The following is a 26,536-nucleotide window of genomic DNA, read 5'->3' on the forward strand; positions in this document are numbered from 1 at the left end:
AGCGGGACGGCGACCGAAGTTCCCACCAGCGGCCGGGCAGGTGGGCACCTACCCGATCGGGCAGGGCGACGAGCGACCGGCAGTCGACATACCGTAGCCGGCGTGCAAAACTAGAACACGTTACAGTTATGGACGAGAGGACGCCCGATGGCGACAGCCGACGCACGCCGCGGTAACCGATCTCTGCTGCTCAGGGTCGCCGAGGTCGTCGACGAGACCCCCGAAGCGCGGTCCCTCGTCTTCGACCCACCCGACACGTTCGAGTATCTACCAGGCCAGTTTCTGACCGTACGAATTCCGAGCGAGAGAACGGGCGCAGTCGCTCGCTGCTACTCCCTGTCCAGTTCACCGCACCGCGGTGAACCGCCGAAGGTGACCGTCAAACGCACGTACGACGGTTACGGCTCCAACTGGGTCTGCGACAACGTCGAGCCGGGAGACACGATCGAGGTGCTCCCCCCGTCGGGGCGATTCACCCCGAAGGACCTCGACGACGATTTCCTGCTCGTCGCCGCCGGGTCGGGAATCACGCCGATCATGTCGATTCTGAAGTCGGCACTGAGCGAAGGCATCGGAACGGTGACTCTGTTCTACGCGAATCGCAACGAGAACTCCGTCATCTTCTCGAACGAACTACGGACGCTTGCAGCCGAATATCCCCGACGGTTGACCGTCGTACATTGGCTCGAATCGCTGCAGGGCATACCGACCGTCGACCAATTGGCCACTTTCGCGGCGCCGTGTCGTGACCGTTGTGCATTCGTGTGCGGGCCCGGGCCGTTCATGGATGCGGCCGTCAAAGCACTTGCGTCGAGCGGTTTTCCGCGGAACCGAGTACGACGGGAGATCTTCACCTCGCTCGTCGGCGACCCGTTCGCCGCTGTCGCCGAAGCAGAGGTCGTCGAAAATCCTGTCCAGGCGGACGACGCGGTCGCCGTCGTCGAACTCGACGGCCTGACACACACTCTCGCGTGGCCGCGTGACAAGACGCTCGTCGACATCATGCTCGCCGAGGGCATCGACGTCCCCTACTCGTGCCGCGAGGGTGAGTGCGGGTCGTGCGCGTGCACCAGGGTAGGCGGTGAAGTCGCGATGGAGAACACCGACGTCCTCGACGAGGACGACATCGCCGACGGGATGATCCTCGGTTGCCAGGCACGTCCCGTCAGCGACCGCGTCGAGATTCGGTTCTGACTCACCACGGATCGACGAACACGGTGATCGGCTGGGTTTCGGCAGCAGTCGTCGACGCGGCGAGCGACGTGCGGGTGACCGTCGTATCCCAGTCGTGCGCATAAGGACCGGAGACGACGACGTTGGTGAAGCCCGCGTCCTCGAGTACACGAACCGCTGCCGGAGCCGAATACCCGGTGACGTCGGGAACCGTGAGGGTGTCGGCCGTTGCCGCGGAGGCCAGTGACGCACCGCCGAGGGACAACGATCCGACGGCGGCGAGAACTGCGGCGGTCTTCTTGAACGAGTTGCGCACGATGACTCCTACGGAGAAGTGAATTGCTGACCTCTTCAGGTTGCACGCCTACCCTGAAAGTCCACGCCGTCCATGCTGTGGACTTCCTGGGTGCACAGCGCATTCAGCAGTTCGGTGTCGTGGCTGATGAGCAGGACACCCATTCCCGTTTCTTCGGCCTCGTCCCGGATGACGTGCATGATCGAGGCCGTCGTAGCCGCGTCGAGCATGGCCGTCGCCTCGTCGCAGATCAGATACTTCGGCTCCTGCGCCAGTGCCCGTGCGACACATGCTCGTTGCAGCTGCCCGTCGCTCACCTGGTGTGGACGACGCGTCAGCAGATCCGGCGTCAGGCCGACACGTGCGGCGAGATCGTGCGCGACGATCGTCCGCCCTACGATGGCGGCGGGCTGTTCGATGATGGACCGCAACGACATTCGTGGATCCGTCGCGGCGCGTGGCGACTGGAACAGCATCGCCACCTGACGCCGCATGGCCGCGGGCACGCCGAAACCTGTTCCTCGGACTGTACTTCCGTCGATGGTCACCGTCCCCGCGCGCGGTTCGAGCAACATCGCCAACACCCGCGCCAACGTCGACTTCCCGGAGCCCGACGGTCCGGCGAGACCTACGATCTCTCTGGCCGACACCGACAGCGACGCGTCCTGCAGCACGTTCGACGTACCGGTATATCCCGCGGTGATTCCGACTGCGTCGAGACTCATGCACTCACCCTCGTTCGGTATGCCCTGCTGCCGATCGTGACCAGTTCGGTCGGTCCGCCGGACATGACGGTGTCCGGTCTGCGCAGGTGATAGACGCACTCACCCGGCAGATCGGTGAGTTGTGGCGGGGTACCCGGCATGGGATGGAGCCCTCGCGACGGTAACGCGTTCACCAGATCCCGCGTGTAGTCGTGAAGCGGCTCGTCCAGAACCAGTGCGGCGGGACCCGTTTCCATGATGCGCGACGCGTACATCACCGCGACTCGATCGGCGACGGCCGTGCGCACGAGCGACGCCAGGTCGTGAGTGATCAGCAGGACCGCGGCCCCGTCGTCGGCACATCGACGCAGGAGGCGCAGAACCCGATCGGTCAGTTCCCCGTCGAGGCCCGCCGTGGGCTCGTCGGCGACGATCACCGCGGGGTCGCCGACGAGTGCGCCCGCGATGGCGACGCGCCCGGCCATGCCGCCGGACAATTCGTGTGGGTACAGGTCCAGGTCGGCAGGGTCGAGACCGACGGTGCGCGCGAGTTCGTCGGCACGATGGCGTGACCCGAGCACTCGGATGGTCTCGTCGAGCTGCGACCGAGCCGTCCGCACCGGCGTCAGATACGACGATGCGGACTGCGGGATCAGCGCGACGTCGCGGCCGCGGAAACCGCTGTCGGTGAGGACATCGACCGTGCGATCCGCAGTCGTGACCTCGATCGATCCCGACACCCTCGATCCGACGGGCAACATCGCCATCACGGCCGACGCGAGAATCGATTTGCCGCAGCCGGATTCACCGACCAACGCCGTGACCGTGCCTGCCGGGACGGACAGATTCACGCCCGTCGCGGCGTGCACGACCGAGCCGTTGCCCAGTGGAATACGAATCGTCAGGTCGTCGATCGTCAGTGCAGTCACAGTCGGAGCTCCGAAGGCTTGGGCGGGACCGTCGCCGCGCGTAGTGCCGATCCCGCAGCGGCCACCGACACCGTGGCCAGGACGAGGATCCCGGCAGGAAACACCAGAGTCCACCAGCCACCGAGCAGCAACGAACTCCTTGCTTCGGACAGCAGAGTTCCGAGACTGGGTTCGTGCGGCGGCAGTCCGAAGCCCAGGAAGGACAGGGTGGATTCGTGCCAGATCGCATGCGGCAGAAGCAGAACGACGGCGACCAGAGCCTGCGGCAGGATCGCCGGCACCATGTGCCGCGTGATGACATGCGTGCGACTCGCGCCTGCAAGGACCGCCGCGTCGATGTAAGGCCGTCCACGCAGGCCGAGTATCTCCGACCGCACGATGCGCGCGACCTGCGTCCAGTGCGTCAGCGCGATCGACAGCACGATCGCGACGAGGCTACCGCGGAACATTGCGACGATGACGATCCCGAGCAGCAGGTGCGGCAACGCGTTGATCGCGTCGGTACTGCGCATGACGACGCGGTCCACCGGGCCACCCCACAGTCCGGCGATCGTTCCGACGGCCGCTCCGATCACCGTCGCCAACAGCGCACACGCGGCGGCGATCACCAGAGACGTACGGATCGCTGCCGCGCTGCGGACGAGCAGGTCTCGACCTGCCGAATCCGTACCGAACCAGTGGGACGTCGACGGCCCTTGCCTGGCCGCAGCGAAGTCGGTGACACGATCGTCCACTCCCGACAGCCACGGCACGAACACCGCATACAGCGCGAGCACAGCCAGAACCGCGCCCGCGACGGCGAGCCTGCGCCTATCCATCGGTCGTCACTCGCGGATCCAGAAGTGCGACAACCACATCGGCGAGGAGCGATCCGAGCAGTACCGCCAACGTCGTTCCGATCGTCAGAAACGCGAGCAACGCCATGTCCAGATCACGCGCGGATTGCACGATGGCTCCGGCGATTCCTGGCCACGAGAACACTTCCTCGACGAGGACGGCGCCGACGACGAGCTCCGGCAGTCGCACGCCGACGACGTTGACGAACGGGGCGAGCGATGTCGGGACGATGTGCTTCCGTGTGATCGTCGACGTCGGAATACCACGTGCCACTGCGCCTGCGACGAAGTCCTCTCCGCGCGAGACCGATACGGACTCGCGAACCGCCAGCAGCAACCACGGCAGCTGCGACAGCGCGAGAACCGCGACCGGGAGCGCCATGTGTGTCAGGACGCCGGCGAACGTCGGGTCGGCGCCCGCGTCCGTCAGCCCGGCGACCGGCAGCCAGCCGAGCCCGAGTGCGAACAACGCGATCGCGCCGAGCGACAGCACGAAAGGCGGCAGGCCTTGAATCGTGATGCACAGGGCGGTGACTGCGCGGTCGAGGATGCCACCGCTTCGAATTCCTGCGAGGACGCCGAGAACCAGTGCGACCGTCACGGCGAGCGCAAGCCCGACGCCTGCGAGCAGCAACGTCCACGGCACGCGCTCGGTCAGCACGTCCACGACCGGTTGCCCGAAGGACCTCGACATGCCCAGGTCACCGGTGAACAGACCCTGCACCCACTGCCAGTACGTGGTGTACCAGGGCTGATCCAAGCCGAGCTGCTCGGCGATCATCTGCTTGTCGGCATCCGACGTCGTCGTGTACCGAACTCCGAGATAGGCGACGAGCGGATCGAACGGCGAAATCGACGCGGCCGCGAACAAACCCGCGGACACCGCAGCGCACACCGGAATCACGAACATCAGCCGGCGGCCGATCATGGCGAGGATCCCTCGGCGACGCGTACTCGGGTCGTGACGCGTCGTGGTCCTCGCGTCGGGCCGCGCGATCGTGGCCGTCACGACTGCCTCGTCCACGTCTGCAGCGACCACCACGGTCCCCATGTCACACCGTGCGCATGCGGTTCGAGGATCGGCCCGGACTTCGTCCAGTCCGAATCCTCCGACACGTACGTGTGGTCGAGGAACACCAGATAGACGTAACCGGGATCGTCGACGTACGCCCGCTGCATGTCGCGATACGCCGCGTCACGTTCGGCTGGGTCGAGGCTCCGACGTCCGGCCTCGAGCGCAGCATCGACGGCCGGGTTCGAGTAGTCGCTCGCGTTGTCGTAGATGCTGCCGACTCCCGGTTTCACGAACTCGGAATCGAGTGCGTTATATGCCTGGGTATCCGGGTCGTACGGTTCGGAACCACCGCCGAGCAGCGTCGCGTCGTACGAAATGCGCGGGTCGATCCGGTCCCAGGACAAAGCCTCCAGATTCACTTCGACGCCGACCGCCAACGCATCGGATGCGAACGCCTGGGCCAGATCCCGTCGCACGGTGTCCGACGCGTTGTACATCACCGAGAACTCGGCACGCACCCCGTCCCTGGCGCGTATGCCGTCGGGCCCGACGACCCACCCCGCCGCAGTCAGGAGCCGTTCCGCCTCAGCGGGATCGTAGGGGAACGCAGCCGATGGCTCGTACGCGGCGCCGTACACCTCCGGGATGGGTGTCGCGGCGGGGCGGCCGTGTCCGCCGAGGATGTTGTCGACCATCGACTGGCGGTTCGCGGCGAGGTTCAACGCCATCCGCATCGCCTTGTCCCCTGCGACGGGATTGTCGGTCGGCAGGGACACACCTCGCCAGTCCGCAGACGTGTTGGCGGTCAACGACATTCCGTCACGTCCGTCGAGAGTCTCGGCGAGCAGCGGCGGGAGGTTGGTTCCGTCGATCTCCCCCGCCGCCATACGCTGGGCTCGGGTGTTGTCATCCGGAACGTACAGTAGAGTCAACTTCTTCACTTCCGGTGCGCCGCCGAAATAGTCCTCGTTGGCTTCGAACACCGCGCGGTCGGGAGACAGGTCGACAAGCGTGTACGGGCCGGTCCCGATCGGCGCGGTGTTCAGACTCGACTCGGCCGCAAGCCCCTCGGTCGCAACGGATTCCGACGGTACGATGCCGATCAGCATCTTCGTCGGCATCGCCGAATAGGGATAGGCGAGACGAAATTCGACGGTCCGAGGGTCGAGCGCGGTCACCTCGGTGATCATGTCGAACGACGACCGTGCCTCCGACGCCGACGCCGGATTCAGGATGGCGTCGTAGGTGGCGACGACATCCGCCGCGTCGAACGTCGACCCGTCGGAGAACGTGACACCCTTGCGCAACGGAACCGTCCAGACGGTCGCGTCGGCATTGGCAGTCGGGAGCTCCGTCGCGAGGGACGGTTCGAAACCGGGAAGACCGTCGGTGCCGTCGAGCTTCAGCAGCCCGTCGTACATCTTGGCCTCACCCGCGGCACCGTAACCGGCGATCGGGTTGTAGCCACCGAGTTCGTAGCCGTCCGCGAGGACGAGACCGTCCTGGGCCGACGAGCCCGACGAGTTCGTCGGCGCGCTGCACGCAGCCAGTGCGAGAGCGCACAGGGATGCAGCGCCCACAGCCAGTCCTGACCGAGCCATCGACCCTCCTTCGTTCATCTGAGCACTTGTTCAGATAAACAAATAGTCCCACAGACGACGAGGGACGGCAGCGAGACGACCGACTACCGCCCGGTCGTCCGGCAAGACTGGACGATCGGGTAGGGCTCAGACCTGAACTGCCACAGCGCTTCGCTCGCGCCTCGAGGCGACGATGCTGCCCACCGACGACGCCAGCGCCAGCACGATCACCATCCCGCCGTAGACCACTGCGGTCGGCTCCAGACCGAAACGGTGAACCGCCAGGCCACCGACCACGGCAGGAACGCTGAATGCGGTGTAACTGATGACGAACGTGGTCGCGAAGGCACTGCCTCGCTCGGCCGCGGGAACCAGCGCGCCGAGCGTGCGCATCGCACCCAGGAAGGCACTACCCCACCCTGCCCCGGCGACGACCGCACCTGTGAAGTACAGCGTTACCGATCCGGCAGCGACGGCGATCAACGACGCAGTGACACCGACGGACAACACGATCGCCCCGCCGATCATCACAGCTCGAGGTGGTCGATGCCGAACCGTCGCGGCCGCAGCGGAACCCGAGAAGAAGAGGGCGAAGATCTCCAGCCCGCCGACGATGTGATTGTCGATGCCGAACAACGAACCCATGATCGACGGCCCGAGCGACAGGTGGAACCCGCCGAGCGACCACGTTGCGATCAATACCGGGACGATCAACAGGAACTGCGCGCGAATACCTTCCGGGATCGAGACTTTCGGCCGGAGCAATTGTGCAAGGTGGCGACGTGATTCCACGCCGTGCAAGGCCGATGTCTCCGGCACGAACAACAACACTGCCGCCAGGAGGACCGTCGACGCGATCAGGAGCGCGAAGACGAGAACCGTCGGTGCCGGTGCGAGTTGAACCAGCAGCCCGGAACCCAGTGCACCGGTGGCCAATCCGATCGACGGTGCCACACTGTTCACCAGCGGGCCTGACCACTCCGACGGCTGTAGATCGATCACGGCTGCGCTCAGAGCCCCCGTTGCCGTTCCCGCGGCCAGTCCCTGCACGACGCGCGCCGCGATCAGAGTCGGCACGTCGTCGGCGACGACGAACAGCACGAGGCTGACGACGAGAAGTCCGAGCGCTCCGAACATGATCGGCTTCCGACCCACATGGTCGGACAGGCTTCCGACAACCAACAGCGCCACGAGCAGAGCGAGCGCGTACACGGCGAACACGACCGTCAGCGTGGTCGACGAGAAGCCCCATGCTTGCTGATAGACCGGGTACAGCGGCGACGGTGCCGCCGACGACGCCATGACGACGAGATACGTCACTCCGATCGCGACGAACGCGATCGAAGGTGGCATCCGTCGGGCCGATCGCTTCGCCGTTTCGGGCGCAACCGTCTCAGTCATGGAACCTCCCCAAGCGCCTAACGCAATTTCTATTGCTTTAGACGACGATAGACCGATGGCTGCACTAACGCCAATCCGTTTGCAATAATGGACAAATGTCCGTTACCGATCGCCGTACGGCCCGCCCGGGCGGGCGCAGCGCCCGTGTCCGCGCCGATGTTCATCGGGCGGTCACCGAGCTGATCGGTGAAGAGGTCGACGCCATGTCGATTCCCTTGGTTGCCGAACGCGCAGGCGTGGCTGCCACCACCGTGTATCGCCGGTGGGGCGACCTCGACGCCTTACGCACCGAGGTGGCGATGGAAGTCCTGACGGCCGACGGCCCGGTGCCCGACACCGGTGACCTTCATCGCGATCTGGCCATCTGGTGCGAATTCCTCGTCACCGACATAGCACGACCCGAACGCACCTCGTTTCTGCGCACTGTCGTGGGATCGACGAAGGACGACACAGGCAAGAGTCACTGCCTCGACAAGCGCGAACTGCAGATCGACACCATCCTCGGGCACGCCCGCGACCGCGGGGAGCCCGCCCCCACACGCGACGACGTCATGGATCACGTCGTCGCGCCGTTGTACTTCCGCATCCTGTTCGGACTCGGCGGTACGGACGTCAGCTATGCGCGCTCACTGGTCGATCGACTGTTCCAGTACGAGGCCGGCGAGTAACCGTCCTTCGTGGTGCGCCAGCGCGCTCGCCGGGAGGCTGCCGTCACGTCCGCTGAGCGACACCGTCACCGCACCCGATCCCGACGCAGGCCGACCCAACTGGTCGATGCGCCGAAGGGTCTGTCGCGCAACGGCTTCCGCGCTGTCGAACAGCGTGACACCGTCCGGGAGTGCCGCCGCGATCTCGGCGGCGACGAGCGGGTAGTGCGTACACCCGAGCACGACGGCCTCGACATCCGAGGGCGTCGCGGCCGCGGCGGCATCGATGGCGCGTGAGATGCCGTCCCTGTCACCCCGATCGATGGCGTCGGCCAGCCCGTGGCAGGCGATCGCAGACACGGTACGACCGGGTGCGAAATCCTCGATCAACCGCGCTTGATAGGCACTCGCCGTCGTCGCCGCCGTTGCCCAGACGGCAATCCGATCATGTTCTGCCGCAGCGGGTTTGATCGCGGGAACCGTGCCGACGACGGGAACGGCCGTACCCAGGTGAGCACGCAGGTGCGTCAACGCGGTGACGCTTGCCGTGTTGCACGGCAACACGATCACCTCCGCGCCGGACGCAACGGCCCGATCGGCGGTCCCGAGTACACGATCGACGACCCACTCGTCGGCCTTCGGTCCCCACGGAGCCCCGTCCGGGTCCATGAGGAGGAACAGATCGAGCTCGGGACGCAGTGTTCGAAGATGTGCCGACGTCGGCAACATTCCGAGTCCCGAGTCGATCAGTCCGACGATCATTCCTTACTGACCCAGCGCCTGCTCGATGTCGCCGACGAGATCGGCACCGTCTTCGATACCGACCGACAGACGCACCAGGTCGTCCGGAACCTCGAGCAAGGAACCGGCCGTCGACGCGTGCGTCATCGCACCGGGGTGCTCGATGAGCGACTCGACGCCGCCGAGCGACTCGGCCAGCGTGAAGATCTCCGTGCGCGCGCAGAAGTCCAGCGCAGCCTGCTTGCCGCCCTTCAACCGCACCGAGATCATGCCGCCGAAGCGCCGCATCTGCTTGGCGGCGACCGCGTGCGACGGGTGCTCGGCGAGACCCGGGTAGATGACCTGCGAGATGGCCGAGTGGCCGGAGAGCACCTCCACGATCTTCTCCGCGTTGTCGCTGTGACGTTCCATGCGCAGGGCGAGAGTCTTGATGCCACGCAGCGTCAAGAACGCGTCGAACGGTCCGGGAACGCCGCCTGCGCCGTTCTGCAGGAACGCGAACGCCGCGTCGAGCTCCTCGTCGTCGGTGACGAGCGCGCCACCGACGACGTCGGAGTGTCCGCCGATGTACTTGGTCGTCGAGTGCAATGCGACGTCGGCACCGAGCTGCAGCGGCTGCTGCAGGTAGGGCGACGCGAACGTGTTGTCGACGACGAGCTTCGCATTGCCCTCGTGCGCGACACCGGCAAGCGCCTCGATGTCACCGACGTTCAGGAGCGGGTTGGTGGGCGTCTCGACCCACACGAGCTTCGTGTTGGGGCGGATGGCGTCACGCACGGCGTCGACGTCGGAGACCGCGGCGACCGAGTACTCGATTCCCCACTGCGTGAACACCTTGTCGATCAGGCGGAACGTACCGCCGTACGCGTCGTTCGGAATGACGAGGTGATCGCCGGGACGCAAGGTCGCGCGCAGCAGCGCGTCCGTCGCAGCCATGCCCGACGAGAACGCGCGCCCGTAGGTGCCCGACTCGATCGCCGCGAGGTTCGCCTCGAGCGGCCGACGCGTCGGATTACCGGTGCGTGCGTATTCGAAGCCGCTGCGCATACCGCCGACGCCGTCCTGAGCGAACGTCGAGCTCGCGTAGATCGGCACGTTGACCGCGCCCGTCAGCGGATCGGGTTCGTACCCGGCATGAACCGCCTTGGTGGAAAACCCCTGCCAGGAGGTGCTGTCTGCCTTGCTGCGCTGCTCACTCATGCCTTCCAGCCTAATAGGCAGCAGAACTGAGTAGCCTGCGGGAGACACCGCCGAGAAGAAAGAGGCACCCATCGTGGCCGATTCGACTTCACGCTCGCAGAGCGTCGACGAACTCTTCGCCTTCGAGACCCTGCTCGACACCGAGGAGAAGGACATCCGAGCCACGGTGCGTGCGTTGGGCAACGACCGAATTCGCCCGCACCTCGCCGACTGGTTCGAGGAGGGCACCGTCCCCGCGCGCGAACTCGCGAAAGAACTAGGGGCCCTGGGTCTGCTCGGTATGCATCTCGAAGGGTACGGCTGCGCGGGCACGTCGGCGACGGCATACGGACTCGCCTGCATGGAACTCGAGGCGATGGACTCCGGTATCCGCAGTCTCGTCTCGGTGCAGGGATCGCTCGCGATGTTCGCGATCTGGAAGTACGGGTCCGAGGAGCAGAAGCAGCAGTGGCTTCCCGGCATGGCCGAGGGAAACCTGATCGGCTGCTTCGGGCTGACCGAGGCCGACTACGGCTCGAACCCCGGTGGAATGCGGACGCGCGCGAGGAAAGACGGCAGCGACTGGATTCTCGACGGCAGCAAGATGTGGATCACCAACGGTCCCGTCGCCGACGTCGCGATCGTCTGGGCGCAGACCGACGACAAGATCCGTGGCTTCGTCGTTCCGACGGACGCACCGGGCTTCACGGCGAACACCGTGAAGAAGAAGCTGTCGCTGCGGGCGTCCATCACCGGTGAGCTCGTTCTGGACGGCGTCAGGCTGCCGGAGAGCGCGATGCTGCCCGAGGCACGCGGACTCGGCGGCCCGCTGGGCTGCCTGAACGAAGCCAGATTCGGCATCGTGTTCGGCGCGATGGGAGCGGCCAGGGACTGCCTCGAATCGGCGATCGAGTACTCCAAGACGCGCGAGGTGTTCGACAAGCCGCTCGGGGGCTACCAGCTCACGCAGGCGAAGCTCGCGAACATGGCCGTCGAACTCGGGAAGGGCGAGCTACTCGCACTGCACCTCGGCCGACTGAAGGACAAGGGTGAACTGCGCGGCGAGCAGGTGTCGGTCGGCAAGCTGAACAACGTACGCGAGGCGCTGAAGATTGCTCGCGAATGCCGAACCATCCTGGCGGCGAACGGAATCACGCTCGAGTACCCGGTGCTACGACACGCCAACAACCTGGAGTCGGTGTTGACGTACGAGGGCACCTCCGAGGTGCATCAGCTCGTCATCGGTCAGGCGCTCACCGGTTCCAGCGCGGTTCGGTAGGCGCTCCCATGTGAGTGCGAACGTATAGCGGGCTCTACATTCGCACTCACAGGGGGCTATGCCCCCTTGCTGAGGAACCCGAGGAGATCGTGCCGGGTGATGACGCCTGCCGGCTTACCCTCTTCGACGACCATGAGCGCATCGGTCTCGCCGAGCGCCTTGGTGGCGTCGGAGACGTTCTCGCCCGCACCGATCAGCGGGAACGGCGGGCTCATGTGCTTCGCGACGGGGTCGGCGAGCGTCGCGCGCCCCTCGAACACTGCGCTCAACAGGTCGCGCTCGGTGACACTGCCCGCAACTTCGCCGGCCATGACGGGCGGCTCGGCACCGACGACCGGCATCTGCGAGACGCCGTACTCACGCAGGATCTCGATGGCGTCGCGCACGGTCTCGGACGGGTGCGTGTGCACGAGGTCGGGCAGTGCGCCGGACTTGCCTCGCAGCACGTCGCCGACCGACGGCTCGCCCGTCTTGCCGTCGAGCCGTGAACGCAGGAAGCCGTACGACGACATCCAGTCGTCGTTGAAGATCTTCGCGAGGTATCCGCGGCCACCGTCGGGCAGCAGCACGACCACGACGGCGTCGGGACCTTCACGCTCGGCGACCTTGATCGCGGCGACTGCAGCCATACCGCACGAGCCGCCGACGAGAAGACCCTCTTCACGGGCGAGGCGACGCGTCATGTCGAACGAGTCGGCGTCGGACACGGCGATGATCTCGTCGGGGATCGACGGGTCGTACGCGGTCGGCCAGAAGTCCTCGCCGACGCCCTCGACCAGGTACGGCCGTCCGGTGCCGCCGGAGTACACCGAGCCCTCGGGGTCGACGCCGATGACCTTGACCTTGCCGCCGGAGACCTCCTTCAGGTACTTGCCGGTGCCGGAGATGGTGCCGCCGGTGCCGACGCCTGCCACGAAGTGCGTGATCTTGCCGTCGGTGTCCGCCCAGATCTCGGGACCGGTGGTTTCGTAGTGGCTCTGCGGTCCCGCCGGGTTGGCGTACTGGTTGGGCTTCCATGCGCCGTCGATCTCACGAACGAGACGGTCGGAGACGCTGTAGTAACTGTTGGGGTCCTCGGGCGCGACTGCCGTCGGGCAAACGACGACCTCGGCGCCGTACGCGCGAAGCACGTTGCGCTTGTCCTCGCCGACCTTGTCGGGGCACACGAACACGCACTTGTATCCACGCTGCTGAGCGACGAGCGCAAGGCCGACGCCGGTGTTGCCCGAGGTGGGCTCGACGATGGTGCCGCCCGGCTTCAACTCGCCCGACGCCTCGGCCGCGTCGATCATCTTCACGGCGATGCGGTCCTTGGACGAGCCGCCGGGGTTCAGGTATTCGATCTTGGCAGCAACGATCCCCGCGTTGTCGCCGACAACGGAGGAAAGCTTGACCAACGGAGTGTTGCCGATGAGTTCGGTGACGTGCTGTGCGATGCGCATGGTGCCATCTTCCCAGACGCGCCGCAGCGCGCTCTTCGGTACCGCCGTGACGACGCGCCGGAAATGCATACGATGGAAATCGTGGCGCTCAGCGAAGGAGATCAACAGTGCCCATGAGTCGATGGCGCATTGCGGCGAGAGCCGGTGCGGCAACAGTCCTCGCAGGCTCGTCAGCTGGGACGGCGTCGTGGGCGATGTACCGACATCTGATGTCCCAAGCCACTTCCGCGAGAGGCGTGATCGGCCGGTCGACGGCCAAACCGCCCGAGGCCGACGGCATCTATGGACCAGGTGATCGGACGCCGCGGCCCTGGCGAATGGGAAGTTCAGCAGATATTCATCTGATGATTTTCGGCGACTCGACCGCGGCCGGTGTCGGCTGCGTGATCGCCGACGAGGTTCCGGGCGTTCTCGTCGCACGTGGCCTTGCCGACGAAACGGGAAAACAGATCCGCCTCAGCACCAAGGCGATCGGCGGTGCGACGTCCAAGGGCCTCGAGGGCCAAGTCGACGCCATGTTCGTCGCCGGTCCCGCACCCGACGCCGCAGTCATCCTCGTCGGCGCCAACGACGTCACCAAGAAGTTCTCGATCGCCGCGTCGGGTGCGAGGCTCGGAGCCGCCGTCGAGCGCTTGACCGCGAAGGGCACGGTCGTCGTCGTGGGGACGTGCCCCGATCTGGGCGTCGTCACCGCCATTCCGCAGCCACTGCGCACCGTCGTCCGCAATTGGGGCCTTCGCCTTGCGCGCGCTCAGACCGCTGCGACGCTCGCCGCCGGCGGCCACCCGGTCGCGCTGGCCGATCTCCTCGCGCCCGAATTTCTGGCCGCCCCCGACACGATGTTCTCACCGGACCGCTTTCATCCGTCCGCGGCGGGTTACGAACTCGCTGCGCAGCAACTGCTGCCCGTCCTCGCCGCCGCGCTCGGCGAGTGGAACGGCGGTCCGCTGCCAGAGCTCCCCCAGGTCTCCGAGGCCGTGGAATCACGTCGGTTGGCGCCGCGCGCCGCGGCGTCGCTCGATCGTTTCCTACGCAGACGTGGTGCCGAAATCCAAGGAGCGGGCGGCTGACGCTAGATTTCTTGCTACTCGCCGGTAACCAGAAGCTGTATCACCCAACGAAGGAGAGTTCATGCCAGAAGCAGTGATCGTCAGTACCGCTCGTTCCCCGATCGGCCGCGCGATGAAAGGCTCGCTGAAGGACGTCCGTCCCGACGACCTGACCGTGCAGATGGTGTCGGCGGCGCTCGCGAAGGTTCCCGAGCTCGACCCCACCGACATCGACGACCTCCTGCTCGGATGCGGCCTGCCCGGCGGCATGCAGGGCAACAACCTCGCTCGGATCGTCGCGGTACTCCTCGGCTACGACTCGCTGCCCGGAACCACCGTCACCCGCTACTGTTCGTCGTCGCTGCAGACCACCCGCATGGCGCTGCACGCGATCAAGGCAGGCGAAGGCGACGTCTTCATCTCCGCCGGCGTGGAAAGCGTCTCCAGTTTCGTCCACGGCAGCTCCGATTCGCTTCCGCAGAGCCACAACCCACTGTTCGAGAGCGCCGAAGCACGCACCAAGAAAGTCGCCGAGGAAGGCGCCGACAGCTGGACCGACCCTCGCGAGAGCGGACAGCTGCCGGACGCCTACATCGCCATGGGCCAGACCGCCGAAAACGTCGCCCTGCTGACCGGCATCTCCCGTGAGGAGCAGGACCACTGGGGCGTTCGAAGCCAGAACCGCGCCGAGGACGCAATCAAGTCCGGTTTCTTCGAACGCGAGATCACCCCGGTCACGCTGCCCGACGGCACCGTCGTCAGCACCGACGACGGCCCGCGCGCCGGCACGACGTACGAGAAGATCAGCGAACTCAAGCCGGTCTTCCGTCCGAACGGAACCGTGACCGCCGGCAACGCGTGCCCGCTCAACGACGGCGCCGCGGCACTGGTGATCATGAGTGACACCAAAGCCAAGGCTCTCGGCCTGACCCCGCTCGCCCGGATCGTCTCGACCGGCGTGACCGGCACGTCGCCCGAGATCATGGGCCTCGGACCGATCGAGGCGACGCGCAAGGCACTGTCGATCGCGGGCATGTCGATCTCCGACATCGACCTGTTCGAGATCAACGAAGCGTTCGCGGTGCAGGTCCTCGGGTCCGCTCGTGACCTCGGCATCGACCACGACAAGCTGAATGTCTCCGGTGGCGCTATCGCCGTCGGACACCCGTTCGGCATGACCGGCGCCCGCATCACCACGACACTGCTGAACAACCTGACCACGCACGACAAGACGTTCGGCGTCGAGACCATGTGCGTCGGCGGCGGCATGGGCATGGCAATGGTGCTCGAGCGCCTCAGCTGACACCCGGATACGACAAAGGCCCCCGCATCAGCGGGGGCCTTTCTCGTGTAGGTGCTAGTCGTTCTGGAAGTAGCTGAGCAGACGCAGGATCTCGACGTACAGCCAGACGAGCGTGATGGTCAGTCCGAGCGCAACGCCCCAGGCTGCCTTCTCCGGAGCCTGTGCGCGGATGAGCTGGTCGGCCTGGTCGAAGTCCAGCAGGAAGCTGAATGCCGCGATGCCGATGCAGACGAGGCTGAAGATGATCGCGATCGGACCACCGTCGCGAAGGCCGAAGCCGCCGTCGACGAAGAAGCTGGCGATCAGGTTACCGAGCGCGAGAACCACGACGCCGATGAGCGCGCCGATGATCATGCGGGTGAACCGAGGCGTGACGCGGATGGCGCCGGTCTTGTAGACGACGAGCATTCCGAAGAACACGCCGAACGTACCGAGAACGGCCTGGCCGATGAGGGCAGCGCCGCCCACGCCGCCGAACATGACGTCCGTGAACATCAGAGACAGAGCACCGAGGAACAGACCCTCGGCGACGGCGTACGCCAGGACGATGGCCGGGTTGTCCATCTTGCGACCGAAGGTCGCGACGAGCACCAGCACGAGGCCGACGATGGCGCCGCCGATGACGAACATCGGGGCGAGCGACGGGTTACCGCTGGAGAGGACATAGGAGATGATCGCCGAGACGGTCAGCACACCGAGCGTGATTCCGGTCTTGGTGACGACGTCGTCGATGGTCATGGCCCGCGAAGTCGGCCCGGCCTGGTAGGGCTCGCCGTACGTCTGCGGCTGTCCGAACTGCTGAGTGGCCTGCGAGGCACCAGCCGTCGCAGTGCCGAAAGTGGCGTATCCGCCGCCCTCCTGCTTGGGCAGGTTGCGGAACACCGGGTTGCTGGAGGTGCGCACCGTGTTTCTTCCCTTCTGAGGTTGCAAGCCCTTCGTGGCTGGAGGACCTTGCGTCGACTCGTCGCCGACAGCTGTATGTAAAACTCCCACATACGGACAAAAGTTCCCAGTCGGACCCGAGAACTTCCGACAAATCGGACTCTACCGTCTGGAGCGACTCGTCGGACAGCGACGTCCGGTTTCCCGTCCGACATCAGTGGGCATTGTCGATAGCGTGATGATGAACGATGACGGAACGGATCAGACCCTCGACCAGAGTGAAAGCCTGGATTCCGACGAACTGCGCAACGACGACGGCGACTCGACGGTCGAACCGCCGGATCACTGGAGCGAAGCCGACAAGTTCGGCACGACGCCCGAGGAAGCTCTCCAGGGCGAGAGCCTCGACGAGAAGCTCAGCGAAGAAGAACCGGATGTTCCGCTCGAGAACGACGAGCGCGCGGTGTCCGAGACACCCGACGCGGAACTGACCGAAGATCTCGTCGACAAGGAGATTCTCGAGTCCGACGAGGATCCCGACATCGATTACGCCGACGGTCAGCGTCAGGCCGAGATCATCGAGGGCACGCTGGTGGAGGATCGTGGCCGCGACCGCGGGCAGATCGACGGCACCCCGGAGGACGGCGGACCCGTCGAATAGGACGTCGGCTCAGCCGATGGTCGATCGAGTCACGGTGAACTTGGCGTTCTTGCCCACCGTCTCGGTCGGCCCGACGGCCGCGCGGAGCTCGCCTCGATAGTTCAAGTGCGAGTTGTACACGGTCCACAGCTCGCCGCCCGGTCGCAGCACGCGGCCCGACGCAGCGAACAGTTTTTCCGCACTTCCGGTGTGAAGCGACGCGCCCTCGTGAAACGGCGGATTGCACACGATCAGATCGACGGACGCGGAATCGAACGTGGACATGGCGTCGTCGCGAATCACCGACAGGTCCAGTCCGTTGGTCGCAGCGGTGGCCGCAGCGGACGCCGTCGCGGCAGCGGACCGGTCGGTCGCCACCACTCGTGCGGCCGTCCTGTCCCGAGTGAGCAGGCACGCGAGAATGCCCGTCCCGCAACCCAAGTCGACGATGTCACGCGCATCGGGGTTCATCTCCGGCAGGAACGACGCGAGGAATCTCGTGCCGATGTCCAGTTTCGCTCCCGCGAACACGGCACCGTGCGCGACGACGGTCAGCCCCACGTCGTCGAGTCGCTCGCTGACCGGGTAACTCTCGGGCGCCCGACGGATCGGGGTCGACGCCGTGATCACCCGAGACTTCTGACGCCCGCGGCCCGCGATCACGGAGTCGAAGCTCGCGCCCAGCACGCCGTTCATCGCAGGAGTCATGTGCTTGTCTCGACCACCGGCGAACACCCGCACGTCGGGAGCCGCGAATGCGGCGATGTTCTCGGCGATTTCGGTCAATTCGGCCAAACTTCGAGGCAACTGCATCACGACCAGCCGTGCACCGTTCAGAAGATCCCTGCCGAGTGGGAGGTTCCGGTAGGTGTCGGCCATCCCCAGCGCCGACGCGTTACGCCCGAGTGCGATCTCCCCCGTGATCGGATCCTGATGTACACGAATGTCATTCGTCTCCACGATCGCCGCTGCACCCAATGTCAGCGCCCCGTAGCGATCGCCGATCACGACCACGTCGCGTCCACCGACCTCGGCCAGTGCGTCGGCTGCGGTGTCGAGAATCAGCCGATCGGCAGCATCCGACGCGAACAGATTGGGCGCCTCCGCATCGGGATAGCGGCGTAGGCCGTTCAAGACGGATTCGACGTCGTGCATGTCCATCAGTGTTTCATCCCCGCATCGGAGGTGCCAAACACGTTGCACGCGGCACAATTTCGGTCGCGTTCGGCGCGCCTCGATGGCATTTTCACCGAATCGGGAGCATGCTCGGTCGATGGAATCACCGAAGAAGATCGAGACGCTGTTCAGCCACAAGGATTCCGTGCAGGACGACGCGCCCACGCAGAACACCGAACCCGTCGTCTACACGTCGTTGTTCAGCGGAGACGGAACATCAGGACAGATACCGTAGATAGTCCAACGACTTGTCCGCGTGCACGTTCGCGCGTTCGCTCGTGACCACCAACCGTACGACGCGATTCGTGTCGATGACGAACGTCGTCCGTTTCACCGACAGCAGCCGACGCAGCAGCCCGCGTTCGACGGTGTGGGTTCGTCGCCGTTCGATGTCCTTCATCCGACGCCGCCGCATCAACCAGCCGCCGCGGCGCACACCGAACTGCTCGGCCACCGAACCGTCCGAATCGGCCAGCAACGGATAGTCGAACGACCTCTGCAAGGCGAAATGCGACTGTCGATCGGTGGTGTCCGTACTGATACCGACTCGCTGAGCGCCGAGCGATTCGAACGCGCGGCCCAGATCGCGAAAGTGGCAGGCCTCCGCCGTGCAGATCGGACTCGACGCCGCCGGGTAGAAGAACAGGACCACGGGGCCTCTGTCCACCATGTCACTCAGACTTCGAACGTTCCCCGTATGGTCGGGAAGCCGAAAGTCCGGCGCGGTTTCGCCAGTACGCATGCACGACAGGGTACGTGCCGACGTTCAGTTCTCGTCAACGAGCAGTGTTCGCTTCAACTTCTCCAGGTCGTCTGCGGTCACACCGATCGCCCGAAGATAACCGTCGAACGAGCCGTGTTCTTCGGTCGCGACCTCGATTCCGTGACGGTAGTAGGCCTCGGTGACGCCGAGAACCGCGTCGGTCAACTCGACGGGCGTTCCACCTTCTCGCGGAGCCCACACCTGTTCGAGGTGGGCTCGCAGCGGCTCGATGGCGGTGTTGCTGGTCAGAAAGTCCGCGAGGACGTCGGACTCGGTGACCCCGACTGCGCGCAGGACGGTCGCGACGGTCCAGCCGGCACGATCCTTTCCCGCCGCGCAGTGCACCAGGACCGGGCCTTCGTCGTTGCTCAGCGACGTGACCACCGAACGAATCGCCGCGTGCGCGCCCTTCAGCGTCGGAAACGACGTGTACGCACGCATCATGTAGCGCAGCTGGGCCTCGGGGTCGACGCTGGCTCCGGCCTCGTGCGGAGCCCGCTCACCCCGGTGGTTGTGGTACGGCAGGTTGTGCACGACGACTCCGTCGGGTACGAGGTCGCGTCCGCTGCGCTCGATCTCCGAGTCACCACGCAGGTCGAACACGTGACGCACTCCGAGTCGGCTCATCTCGGCGCGTCCGTCGTCGTCGAGACGCGTCAGCTCGGACGACCGCAGCAGCACACCCGATCGAACCCGACGACCGTCCGCTGTACGCGCACCTCCGACGTCGCGGAAATTCCACGCACCGGACAACCGAAACTGATCGCGCACGCTCGTATCTGCCATGGATGCACAGTAACCAAGACGCATATCGTGGACCCATGACGGACCTCGACCGCACCGACGCTCGACTCCTCCTCGCGCTATGCGACAAGCCGCGCGCGACCGGGGTCGAACTGGCGACGACGCTAGGGCTCTCTCGAAATACCGTGCAGGCCCGCCTGACTCGATGGGAAGAGAAGGACGCTCTCACTCCGATCGACCACCGGGTGCGGCCCGGGAGTCTCGGCTACGCATTGCAGGCATTCGTGACCACCCGCGTCGACCAGCACAAGCTCGCCGAGGTCACCGATCACCTCCGCACGATTCCGGAAGTGCTCGAGGTGTTCGGTCTGTCGGGTGCGTCCGACATGCACATCCGAATCGCCGCGGTGGACGCCGACGATCTGTATCGCGTCGCCGGCCTGATACTGAAAATCCCCGGCGTCGAACGCACGAACATGTCGATCGCGATGAGGGAATTGATCCCGTACCGTACGACGCCCATCCTCGAACGCGCCGCAAGTTCGCCGACCAACAGGTAGTCGGGTTCGGCGCCGCCCCCGACGCAGCGCCGACCCCGTTTCGACCGTAACCCATCCCAGCTCCTGTGCGGCCGCGATGTCGTTGGCCACTCAGCCGCCGCCGAGCGATCCGACCGCGCGCGCGATCACCAGTAGCGACGTCAGCAATGCAGCACTCGCCTGAAGTCCCATGAGCATCTTGGCGCGTGACGTCAGCGGCATGGTGTCCGTCGGGCTGAAAGCGCTCGAGTTGGTGAGCGACAGATAGAGGTAGTCGACGAACGTCGGCACCCATCCCGACGACTTGCTGGCCCCGACCGCTACTTCCCGCACCGCATCGTCGTTCTCGTCCTGAGAGAACCGCCAGTCGGCGGGCGGCATCGCGTCTCGACGCAGCTTGCGGCGGGCCACCGGCCCCCCTCGATCCAGCTCCCAGTACAGCAAGCCGAACCCGATGACGTTCGTCGACCAGATTTGCAGCGCGGCCAGCAGCAGCGACCCACCTTCGGCGGCCGGGTCCATCAGCGTCGTGATGAGCAGACCCAGCGCGACCAGGTTCGTCACGATGACGATTGCGGCCTGTACGACCGACACGATGCGCGACCACTTCGTCTCGCGCGTCATACGCCTCGGGTTCGTCGCGATCAGCGCCAGCAACAGCGCCAGTTCGACGATGGGCACGATCAGGCGAGGTCCGAGCTGCAGGGAACTCGGCAGCAGGGCATAGGTCGCAGCTGCGACGACGACAGCGACCGTGGGAGGCAACCGATGCTCACCGGTCGCACTGCGACGGCGATCCAGTTCTTCGTCGAGCGGGTTCATGCGCGTGGATTACCCGGTCGGTGTGCAGCTACGCCGCCACATACGATCGACAGGATGGCAGCCGAGTCGGATTCCGCGAGTAGTGAGGACGCACGTCTCGAGGTTGCACGTCTCGAGGTTGCGCGGCTCGCCGCCCTCGATGCGGGAGGACTGTCCACCGAATTGCTCGGTGACTTCCTCGAAGTTCTGACGTCAGCCGTGTCCGCAGGTAGACCGTTGACGAGGCGTCAGCTCGGCACGTTGCGCATCAAGGGTGACGCCGCCGCACGTCAGGGCGTGCCGTTGCGTGCGCTGCTCGACCTGTACCTGTCGTCGGTGTGGCGACTGTGGCGCAACCTCCCGGCGGTCCTCGACGCGGAGCACGACCCGCAGGCTGTCGTCACCGCGGGCGAGGTGATGTTGCGCGCGTCCGACGACGCGGTCGCAGAACTCGCCGAGGGTTTCCAGCTCGCGCGACGGTCGCTCGTGCGCGCGGAGGTGTCGGCTCGACGCGAGTTCGTCGACGATCTGTTGTCCGGGAGTGCAGACGTCGCCGGTGTTCTCGGCCGCGCCGAGAATTTCGGTCTAGATCTGACGGGCCCGCATTGCGTCGCTGTCGTCGCCGCCGACGACCCGTTCACGGACGCGGGATCCGCGATCGTCGACGTCGAACGTGCCGTCGAAGGCAGCAAGGGCGACGCGGGCACTCTCGTCGCCAGCAAGGAAGGCAGGCTGGTCGTCGTCTTCTCCGCGCCGGACCAGCAGGCGGTCACACACGTGCTCGACGGCCTTCGAACAGCGATCAAGCAGGTACGCGTGGACGGCGACTGGTCGCATCGCATCGGCGTCGGCCGCACCGGGAGCAGCGCTGCCGGGGTGTCGTCGTCCTATCGGGAAGCGGTCGACGCGTTGGACTTCGCGTCCAAACTGGGCATGGACGCACCTGTCGTCGACGCGCGGGAACTCCTGGTCTACCGAGTGTTGCTCGACGATCGGCCTGCCATCACCGACCTCGTCGACACGGTGCTGACCCCCCTTCTCTCGTCACGCGGGGGTGCAGAACCGCTGCTGCAGACACTCTTCGCATTCTTCGAATCCGGTGGCAACGCCGCCATGACGGCACGGTCCATGCATCTGTCGGTGCGTGCGGTCACCTATCGACTGGCCAGGATCGCCGAACTGACCGGGCACGACGTCGCCGATTCGGGTGAGCGGTTCGCGCTGCAAACCGCTGTCTTCGGGGCAAGGCTGCTCGGTTGGCCGGAGAATCGTCGGCTCTAGAGCTGTTTTTGCCGGATGCAGGCAAGGTAAGCGGACAAAACATGTCCAGCTTCGAACGGTGTATTCCGTAACCTGCACAGGCAGAATTGGAGGAGCCGCGACGGGACGACCGTCGCAGATCGTACGATCGAAGGAGAATCCAGCAATCATGGCATCTCTGACCCAGCGACTGAAGAACTTCGCGGGCAGCCCCCAGGGCCGCACTCTGATCGCCAAGGCCAAGGCCTACGCAAGCAAGCCCGAGAACCAGGCCAAGCTGAAAAGCATCGGCTCTCGAATCACAGGTAAGGACACTCGCCGATGAACGTTCCCGTTTGGGCATGGGCGGCGTTTGCCGCCGTCGTCGTCATCATGCTCGCGATCGACCTCCTCGCTCACCGCGGCGCCCACATCATCGGCTTCAAGGAGGCCGCATGGTGGAGCGCCGTCTGGGTCGGTGTCGCACTCATCTTCGGCGGAGTCGTCTTCGCCACGCTCGGTACGACAGCGGGCGTCGAATACACGACGGCGTGGTTGCTCGAGAAGAGCCTGTCCGTCGACAACCTGTTCGTCTTCGCGCTGATCTTCGGCTACTTCAAGGTGCCGCGTGAGTACCAGCACCGGGTGTTGTTCTACGGCGTCGTCGGCGCTCTGATCTTCCGCGGCATCTTCCTTGCCGCCGGTGTCGCGATCGTCTCCAAGTTCACCGTCGTGCTGTTCGTGTTCGCCGCGATCCTGCTGTACAGCGCGTGGAAGCTGATGAAGGACGAGGAGGATTCCTACGATCCCAGCACGTCGCTCGCAGTTCGACTGCTGCGCAAGGTGGTTCCCGTCCGCGACGAGTACGCCGGTACGAAGTTCTTCGTCATGGAAGCAGGCAAGCGCGTTGCGACTCCACTGCTCGCGGTCGTCGTAGCCATCGAGGCTGCCGACCTCGTGTTCGCCGTCGACAGTGTTCCGGCCGTTCTCGCCGTCAGCGACGATCCGTTCATCGTGTACTCGTCGAACGCGTTCGCGATCCTCGGACTCCGCGCTCTGTACTTCCTGTTGTCCGGCCTGCTCGACAAGTTCCACTACCTGTCCAAGGGCCTTGCGATCATCCTCGGCTTCATCGGCGTGAAGCTGATCCTGCAGGCGAGCCACAAGGTCATCAGCACGTCCATCCCCGAGATCCCGTCGGTGGTGAGCCTCGTGGTGATCGTGGTGGTGCTCGCAGGTTCGATCATCCTCAGCATGAAGCGGCCGCCGAAGGAGGAGCCCGACGAGGTTCAGGCGGCACCGGATCAGCCGACCCTCACCAAGGACGACTGACCACTCTCTCCCCCACACGCGGCCTCGCAGCCTTCATCGGCTGCGAGGCCGCGTGTTTTGTTCGATTCGAGCACGGGTAGTCGAACCCCATGACAAATTCGAACTCGTACACCGTTCCAGGAATGAGCACCGACGACGGCGCCCGTGTCGCGACCCTGCTGCAGGATCGCCTCAACGCGTTCAACGACCTGCACCTGACGCTGAAGCACATCCACTGGAACGTGGTGGGTCCCAACTTCATCGCAGTGCACGAGATGCTCGATCCACAGGTCGAAGCGGTACGAGGTTTCGCCGACGAGGTTGCAGAACGCATCGCAACGCTCGGATCCTCGGCGCTGGGCACTCCGGGAACGATCGTGAAGCAGCGTTCGTGGGACGACTACTCCATCGGACGCGCATCGGCGATCGAACACCTCGGGGCACTCGACCTCGTCTACGTCGGCGTCATCGAGGACACCAGGAAGGCCATCGAGGAGATCGGCAAGGTCGACCCGATCACCGAGGACCTGTTGATCGGTCAGAGCGGTCAGTTGGAGCTCTTCCACTGGTTCGTCCGCGCGCACCTCGAGAACTCCGGCGGACAGCTCTCCACCGCAGGCGCTACGAGCGAGAAGCAGGCGGCGAGCGACGCAGGCTGATCCGCAGGCCCCGAACGGTTGTCACGCCCCTGTCCCGGTTCTCGCGAACCGGGACAGGGGCGATTTTTGTCGCGTGGTTTGAAGCACAGCGGAGGAGGGTAGTCGCGACTACCGGCGTCAGCGTCGGTGCAGGAAACGATCACCCTTCTGTGCGTTGCCCCAACGGCGCACGTGAGGTCGTTTCGTGGTCGGCTCAGATCGGCTATCGGAAAGGCAGCGACTGTGATGGATCCGAAATCTCCGGCAGCACCGTAGATTTCAGCCGAATCACGGTAGGTTTGTCAGCGATTGGCGATCGACGCAGATCAACTGGTGGCCGCTGGTAGCGGCCCACAATCGAAAAGAGGGAACCACAGTGATCGTCCTAGGAATCATCCTCGCACTCATCGGCTTCTTGGCGTCGATACAGATCCTCTGGATCATCGGCATCGTCCTGATCGTCGTCGGCGCAATCCTCACGTTGCTCGGAACCGCCGGTCGCGCGGTCGGCGGTCGCAAGACGTGGTATTGACCTTCGGGCACTGAAAACGGCCTCGAGGCGTTCCGCGTCGAGGCCGTTTTCATGCGCGCTGCTACAACGCTTCGAGCACCTCGGTCATCGTCGGCACCACCTGATTGCCGACCCGTTCGAAAGCGAGCTTGGCCAGCGGGTCGGCAAGCTTCGCTGCGCCGTTGAAGGTGATGTCCGCGATGTACGTGATCTCGGTCGAATCGGGACCGGACGTCGCGAACGACAGGTCGTCGACCGATCGCGCCGTCTTGTTGGTTCCCTGGAACACCACCCGGTTCGGCTGGTCTTCCATCATTCGATAGGTGAGTTCGGTACCGATTCCGAACAACTTCGATTCGTTGTGCCATTCGGTGCCGACACCGATGGGACCTGGCGTCGACTGCACGCACTTCTGTGTTCCTGGATCCCAGTGCTGGGCGTGCGCGAAGTCTCGCAGGTACGAGACCACGATGTCGATGGGCTTGCGGACTACGAATGTTCGTCGAACTTCGACCATGGAGTGCCTTTCGCAGGAAGTCGGTGCCAGCACGCGGCTACCCGTTGCGCCATGGCCTCACACACCGATACTCGTGTGCGCCTTCACTTCTGCGCGGGAGACCACCCGAGCTTCGGGCCCAGGTTCTCGGCGATGTCGGTCAGGATCTGCACGTAGTCATCGTGGTCGAAGCTGAACGGCAAGGCAAAGGCCACCTCGTCGACTTCTCGAAAGGCTTTGCCGGCGTACAGCATGTCGGCGATCTCGTCGGACGTTCCGACGAGATCAGGGGCGAACATCATGCGTGCGGGACCCTGGGGCTGCAGAGTTCGCTCGAATCTGCTCCGGGCGTACTCCCGATACTTCGAGACCTGCGCCTGCGTTGCCGAGTCGGTCGGAACGACGACGAGCCCCTGCGACACCCGGGCACGGCCACCATCCGGATGGTGTTCGCGGAACCGCGCGATGTGCGAGAACTGGATGTCGTCGAAATCCGTCGACTCCTCCGCCTTCACCACACTGCTGACGAGGAGGTTCATCGCGGCATCTCCTGCCCACTGCGCCGACCGTACGCTCGCGCCTCCGTACCACATTCGACGTCGCAGACCGGGCGAGTGCGGTTGCACCCGGTCCGAGAACTGCTCGATCCCCTGCGTACCACTCCAGTCCGAGACCGGCAGCCCCTCGACGGCTCGCAGCAGTCGATTCACCCGCTCGTACCCGAAATCCTCGACGTCCGCCGTCTCCGGATACAGCGCTGCCTTGACCCGTTCGTACTGCATGGGAACGCCGACGCTGACACCGGCATTGAGTCGGCCGCCGCACAGAACGTCGACGGTTGCATAGTCCTCGGCCAGGCGGATCGGGTTCTCCCATCCCAGCGGCGTGACCGCGGTACCGAGCTCGATCCGAGACGTGCGTTGCGACGCGGCGGCCATGACGGCGATCGGCGACGAGATGCCGAACTGCAGGTGCCGGTGCCTCAGCCACGCACTGTCGAAGCCGAGCCGCTCCCCCAGCTCGATGATCTCCAAAGTCGAGCGGTGGCCGCGCCCCGGGTCCTGCTCGTCGAACAACCCGATGGTCAGAAATCCCAACTTGCGCAGCGGTATCGAGCGTTCGGGCATGAAAGTCTCCGTGTCACGAGAAGAGATGCGAGTCGAACCGCCATGCTATTTCACCTTCGCGGAGGACGTCGACGCACCGCGGGACTACCATGGCGT

30 protein-coding genes are annotated in these 26,536 nt (G+C 65.2%); 13 read left to right on the plus strand and 17 right to left on the minus strand.

What is annotated here, in order from left to right; genetic code table 11:
* Window positions 1–147 precede the first annotated feature (147 nt).
* Entirely contained in the window at window positions 148–1,194 is a 1,047-nt protein-coding gene (locus tag DK926_RS06755) for a ferredoxin--NADP reductase (RefSeq protein ID WP_114329780.1), read from the plus strand.
* Window position 1,195: 1 nt separating this feature from the next.
* Here DK926_RS06755 and DK926_RS06760 read toward each other — a convergent pair whose 3' ends face one another.
* The 7 genes from DK926_RS06760 to DK926_RS06790 all read right to left on the minus strand — a co-directional run bounded on the left by DK926_RS06760 (window position 1,196) and on the right by DK926_RS06790 (window position 7,933).
* The gene (locus tag DK926_RS06760; RefSeq protein ID WP_068432436.1) at window positions 1,196–1,489 is read right to left on the minus strand and encodes a PASTA domain-containing protein; all 294 of its coding nucleotides are present in this window, start codon (window positions 1,487–1,489) and stop codon (window positions 1,196–1,198) included.
* 35 nt (window positions 1,490–1,524) lie between these two features.
* Complete coding sequence (locus DK926_RS06765) at window positions 1,525–2,193, minus strand: ATP-binding cassette domain-containing protein (protein ID WP_114329781.1); 669 nt, start codon at window positions 2,191–2,193, stop codon at window positions 1,525–1,527.
* A complete protein-coding gene (locus DK926_RS06770) occupies window positions 2,190–3,101 on the minus strand; it encodes an ABC transporter ATP-binding protein (RefSeq protein WP_114329782.1) in 912 nt (303 codons plus the stop codon). Before DK926_RS06770 ends, DK926_RS06765 begins: the two co-directional genes overlap by 4 nt.
* The gene (locus tag DK926_RS06775; protein WP_114329783.1) at window positions 3,098–3,919 is read right to left on the minus strand and encodes an ABC transporter permease; all 822 of its coding nucleotides are present in this window, start codon (window positions 3,917–3,919) and stop codon (window positions 3,098–3,100) included. Before DK926_RS06775 ends, DK926_RS06770 begins: the two co-directional genes overlap by 4 nt.
* Complete coding sequence (locus DK926_RS06780) at window positions 3,912–4,988, minus strand: ABC transporter permease (protein ID WP_114329784.1); 1,077 nt, start codon at window positions 4,986–4,988, stop codon at window positions 3,912–3,914. Before DK926_RS06780 ends, DK926_RS06775 begins: the two co-directional genes overlap by 8 nt.
* A complete protein-coding gene (locus DK926_RS06785) occupies window positions 4,943–6,553 on the minus strand; it encodes an ABC transporter substrate-binding protein (protein WP_114329785.1) in 1,611 nt (536 codons plus the stop codon). The genes DK926_RS06780 and DK926_RS06785 overlap by 46 nt, the downstream gene beginning before the upstream one ends.
* A gap of 126 nt (window positions 6,554–6,679) precedes the next feature.
* Window positions 6,680–7,933 (minus strand): MFS transporter, encoded by a 1,254-nt coding sequence (locus tag DK926_RS06790; RefSeq protein WP_114329786.1) that lies wholly within the window; start codon window positions 7,931–7,933, stop codon window positions 6,680–6,682.
* 95 nt (window positions 7,934–8,028) lie between these two features.
* Between DK926_RS06790 and DK926_RS06795 the strand changes: the two genes are divergently transcribed.
* On the plus strand, window positions 8,029–8,601 hold the full coding sequence (locus DK926_RS06795; RefSeq protein WP_114329787.1) for a TetR/AcrR family transcriptional regulator: 573 nt from the start codon (window positions 8,029–8,031) through the stop codon (window positions 8,599–8,601).
* Here DK926_RS06795 and DK926_RS06800 read toward each other — a convergent pair.
* The gene (locus DK926_RS06800) at window positions 8,560–9,342 is read right to left on the minus strand and encodes an aspartate/glutamate racemase family protein (RefSeq protein WP_068432457.1); all 783 of its coding nucleotides are present in this window, start codon (window positions 9,340–9,342) and stop codon (window positions 8,560–8,562) included. The genes DK926_RS06795 and DK926_RS06800 overlap by 42 nt on opposite strands.
* 3 nt (window positions 9,343–9,345) lie before the next feature.
* A complete protein-coding gene (locus DK926_RS06805; RefSeq protein ID WP_068432487.1) occupies window positions 9,346–10,521 on the minus strand; it encodes a cystathionine gamma-synthase in 1,176 nt (391 codons plus the stop codon).
* 73 nt (window positions 10,522–10,594) lie between these two features.
* On the opposite strand from DK926_RS06805, the gene DK926_RS06810 reads away from it, so the two are divergent.
* Window positions 10,595–11,779, plus strand: a complete 1,185-nt coding sequence (locus DK926_RS06810; RefSeq protein ID WP_114329788.1) for an acyl-CoA dehydrogenase family protein — start codon at window positions 10,595–10,597, stop codon at window positions 11,777–11,779.
* A gap of 56 nt (window positions 11,780–11,835) precedes the next feature.
* Here DK926_RS06810 and DK926_RS06815 read toward each other — a convergent pair whose 3' ends face one another.
* Complete coding sequence (locus DK926_RS06815; RefSeq protein WP_114329895.1) at window positions 11,836–13,221, minus strand: cystathionine beta-synthase; 1,386 nt, start codon at window positions 13,219–13,221, stop codon at window positions 11,836–11,838.
* 113 nt (window positions 13,222–13,334) lie between these two features.
* On the opposite strand from DK926_RS06815, the gene DK926_RS06820 reads away from it, so the two are divergent.
* Together DK926_RS06820 and DK926_RS06825 are read left to right on the plus strand one after the other, a co-directional pair.
* Window positions 13,335–14,291 (plus strand): SGNH/GDSL hydrolase family protein, encoded by a 957-nt coding sequence (locus DK926_RS06820; protein WP_207890764.1) that lies wholly within the window; start codon window positions 13,335–13,337, stop codon window positions 14,289–14,291.
* Between the two features lie 61 nt (window positions 14,292–14,352).
* A complete protein-coding gene (locus DK926_RS06825; protein ID WP_114329790.1) occupies window positions 14,353–15,573 on the plus strand; it encodes an acetyl-CoA C-acetyltransferase in 1,221 nt (406 codons plus the stop codon).
* A 54-nt stretch (window positions 15,574–15,627) separates the two neighbouring features.
* Here the strand turns inward: DK926_RS06825 and DK926_RS06830 are convergent, their stop codons facing one another.
* Window positions 15,628–16,476, minus strand: coding sequence for a Bax inhibitor-1/YccA family protein (locus DK926_RS06830; RefSeq protein ID WP_068431527.1), 849 nt, complete (start codon window positions 16,474–16,476; stop codon window positions 15,628–15,630).
* 217 nt (window positions 16,477–16,693) lie between these two features.
* On the opposite strand from DK926_RS06830, the gene DK926_RS06835 reads away from it, so the two are divergent.
* The gene (locus DK926_RS06835; protein ID WP_068431529.1) at window positions 16,694–17,116 is read left to right on the plus strand and encodes a hypothetical protein; all 423 of its coding nucleotides are present in this window, start codon (window positions 16,694–16,696) and stop codon (window positions 17,114–17,116) included.
* A gap of 9 nt (window positions 17,117–17,125) precedes the next feature.
* Here the strand turns inward: DK926_RS06835 and DK926_RS06840 are convergent, their stop codons facing one another.
* The gene (locus DK926_RS06840) at window positions 17,126–18,250 is read right to left on the minus strand and encodes a methyltransferase (protein ID WP_114329896.1); all 1,125 of its coding nucleotides are present in this window, start codon (window positions 18,248–18,250) and stop codon (window positions 17,126–17,128) included.
* A gap of 118 nt (window positions 18,251–18,368) precedes the next feature.
* On the opposite strand from DK926_RS06840, the gene DK926_RS26595 reads away from it, so the two are divergent.
* Entirely contained in the window at window positions 18,369–18,506 is a 138-nt protein-coding gene (locus DK926_RS26595) for a hypothetical protein (protein ID WP_165839524.1), read from the plus strand.
* On the opposite strand, the gene DK926_RS06845 is transcribed toward DK926_RS26595, so the two are convergent.
* Window positions 18,489–19,013 (minus strand): peroxiredoxin, encoded by a 525-nt coding sequence (locus DK926_RS06845; protein WP_114329791.1) that lies wholly within the window; start codon window positions 19,011–19,013, stop codon window positions 18,489–18,491. The two genes, DK926_RS26595 and DK926_RS06845, sit on opposite strands and share 18 nt — an antisense overlap.
* Window positions 19,014–19,037: 24 nt before the next feature.
* Window positions 19,038–19,820, minus strand: coding sequence for a tyrosine-protein phosphatase (locus tag DK926_RS06850; protein ID WP_114329792.1), 783 nt, complete (start codon window positions 19,818–19,820; stop codon window positions 19,038–19,040).
* Between the two features lie 35 nt (window positions 19,821–19,855).
* Between DK926_RS06850 and DK926_RS06855 the strand changes: the two genes are divergently transcribed.
* Entirely contained in the window at window positions 19,856–20,338 is a 483-nt protein-coding gene (locus tag DK926_RS06855) for an Lrp/AsnC family transcriptional regulator (RefSeq protein WP_068431541.1), read from the plus strand.
* Window positions 20,339–20,428: 90 nt separating this feature from the next.
* Here DK926_RS06855 and DK926_RS06860 read toward each other — a convergent pair whose 3' ends face one another.
* Entirely contained in the window at window positions 20,429–21,139 is a 711-nt protein-coding gene (locus DK926_RS06860; protein ID WP_114329793.1) for a hypothetical protein, read from the minus strand.
* A gap of 54 nt (window positions 21,140–21,193) precedes the next feature.
* Between DK926_RS06860 and DK926_RS06865 the strand changes: the two genes are divergently transcribed.
* From DK926_RS06865 to DK926_RS26605, 5 genes are all read left to right on the plus strand, one after another.
* A complete protein-coding gene (locus DK926_RS06865) occupies window positions 21,194–22,399 on the plus strand; it encodes a helix-turn-helix domain-containing protein (RefSeq protein WP_114329794.1) in 1,206 nt (401 codons plus the stop codon).
* Window positions 22,400–22,547: 148 nt separating this feature from the next.
* Window positions 22,548–22,703 (plus strand): hypothetical protein, encoded by a 156-nt coding sequence (locus DK926_RS26600; RefSeq protein WP_165839525.1) that lies wholly within the window; start codon window positions 22,548–22,550, stop codon window positions 22,701–22,703.
* On the plus strand, window positions 22,700–23,689 hold the full coding sequence (locus DK926_RS06870; protein ID WP_068431544.1) for a TerC family protein: 990 nt from the start codon (window positions 22,700–22,702) through the stop codon (window positions 23,687–23,689). Before DK926_RS26600 ends, DK926_RS06870 begins: the two co-directional genes overlap by 4 nt.
* 89 nt (window positions 23,690–23,778) lie before the next feature.
* Window positions 23,779–24,327, plus strand: a complete 549-nt coding sequence (locus DK926_RS06875) for a DNA starvation/stationary phase protection protein (protein ID WP_114329795.1) — start codon at window positions 23,779–23,781, stop codon at window positions 24,325–24,327.
* 355 nt (window positions 24,328–24,682) lie between these two features.
* Entirely contained in the window at window positions 24,683–24,838 is a 156-nt protein-coding gene (locus DK926_RS26605; RefSeq protein WP_165839526.1) for a DUF6131 family protein, read from the plus strand.
* A 61-nt stretch (window positions 24,839–24,899) separates the two neighbouring features.
* Here DK926_RS26605 and DK926_RS06880 read toward each other — a convergent pair whose 3' ends face one another.
* Together DK926_RS06880 and DK926_RS06885 are read right to left on the minus strand one after the other, a co-directional pair.
* Window positions 24,900–25,334, minus strand: coding sequence for an SRPBCC family protein (locus DK926_RS06880; protein WP_114329796.1), 435 nt, complete (start codon window positions 25,332–25,334; stop codon window positions 24,900–24,902).
* 83 nt (window positions 25,335–25,417) lie between these two features.
* Window positions 25,418–26,440, minus strand: coding sequence for an LLM class flavin-dependent oxidoreductase (locus DK926_RS06885; protein WP_114329797.1), 1,023 nt, complete (start codon window positions 26,438–26,440; stop codon window positions 25,418–25,420).
* Window positions 26,441–26,536: the final 96 nt, after the last annotated feature.

The organism is Rhodococcus sp. Eu-32 (genome assembly GCF_003336925.1).
Lineage (GTDB): Bacteria > Actinomycetota > Actinomycetes > Mycobacteriales > Mycobacteriaceae > Rhodococcoides > Rhodococcoides kyotonensis_B.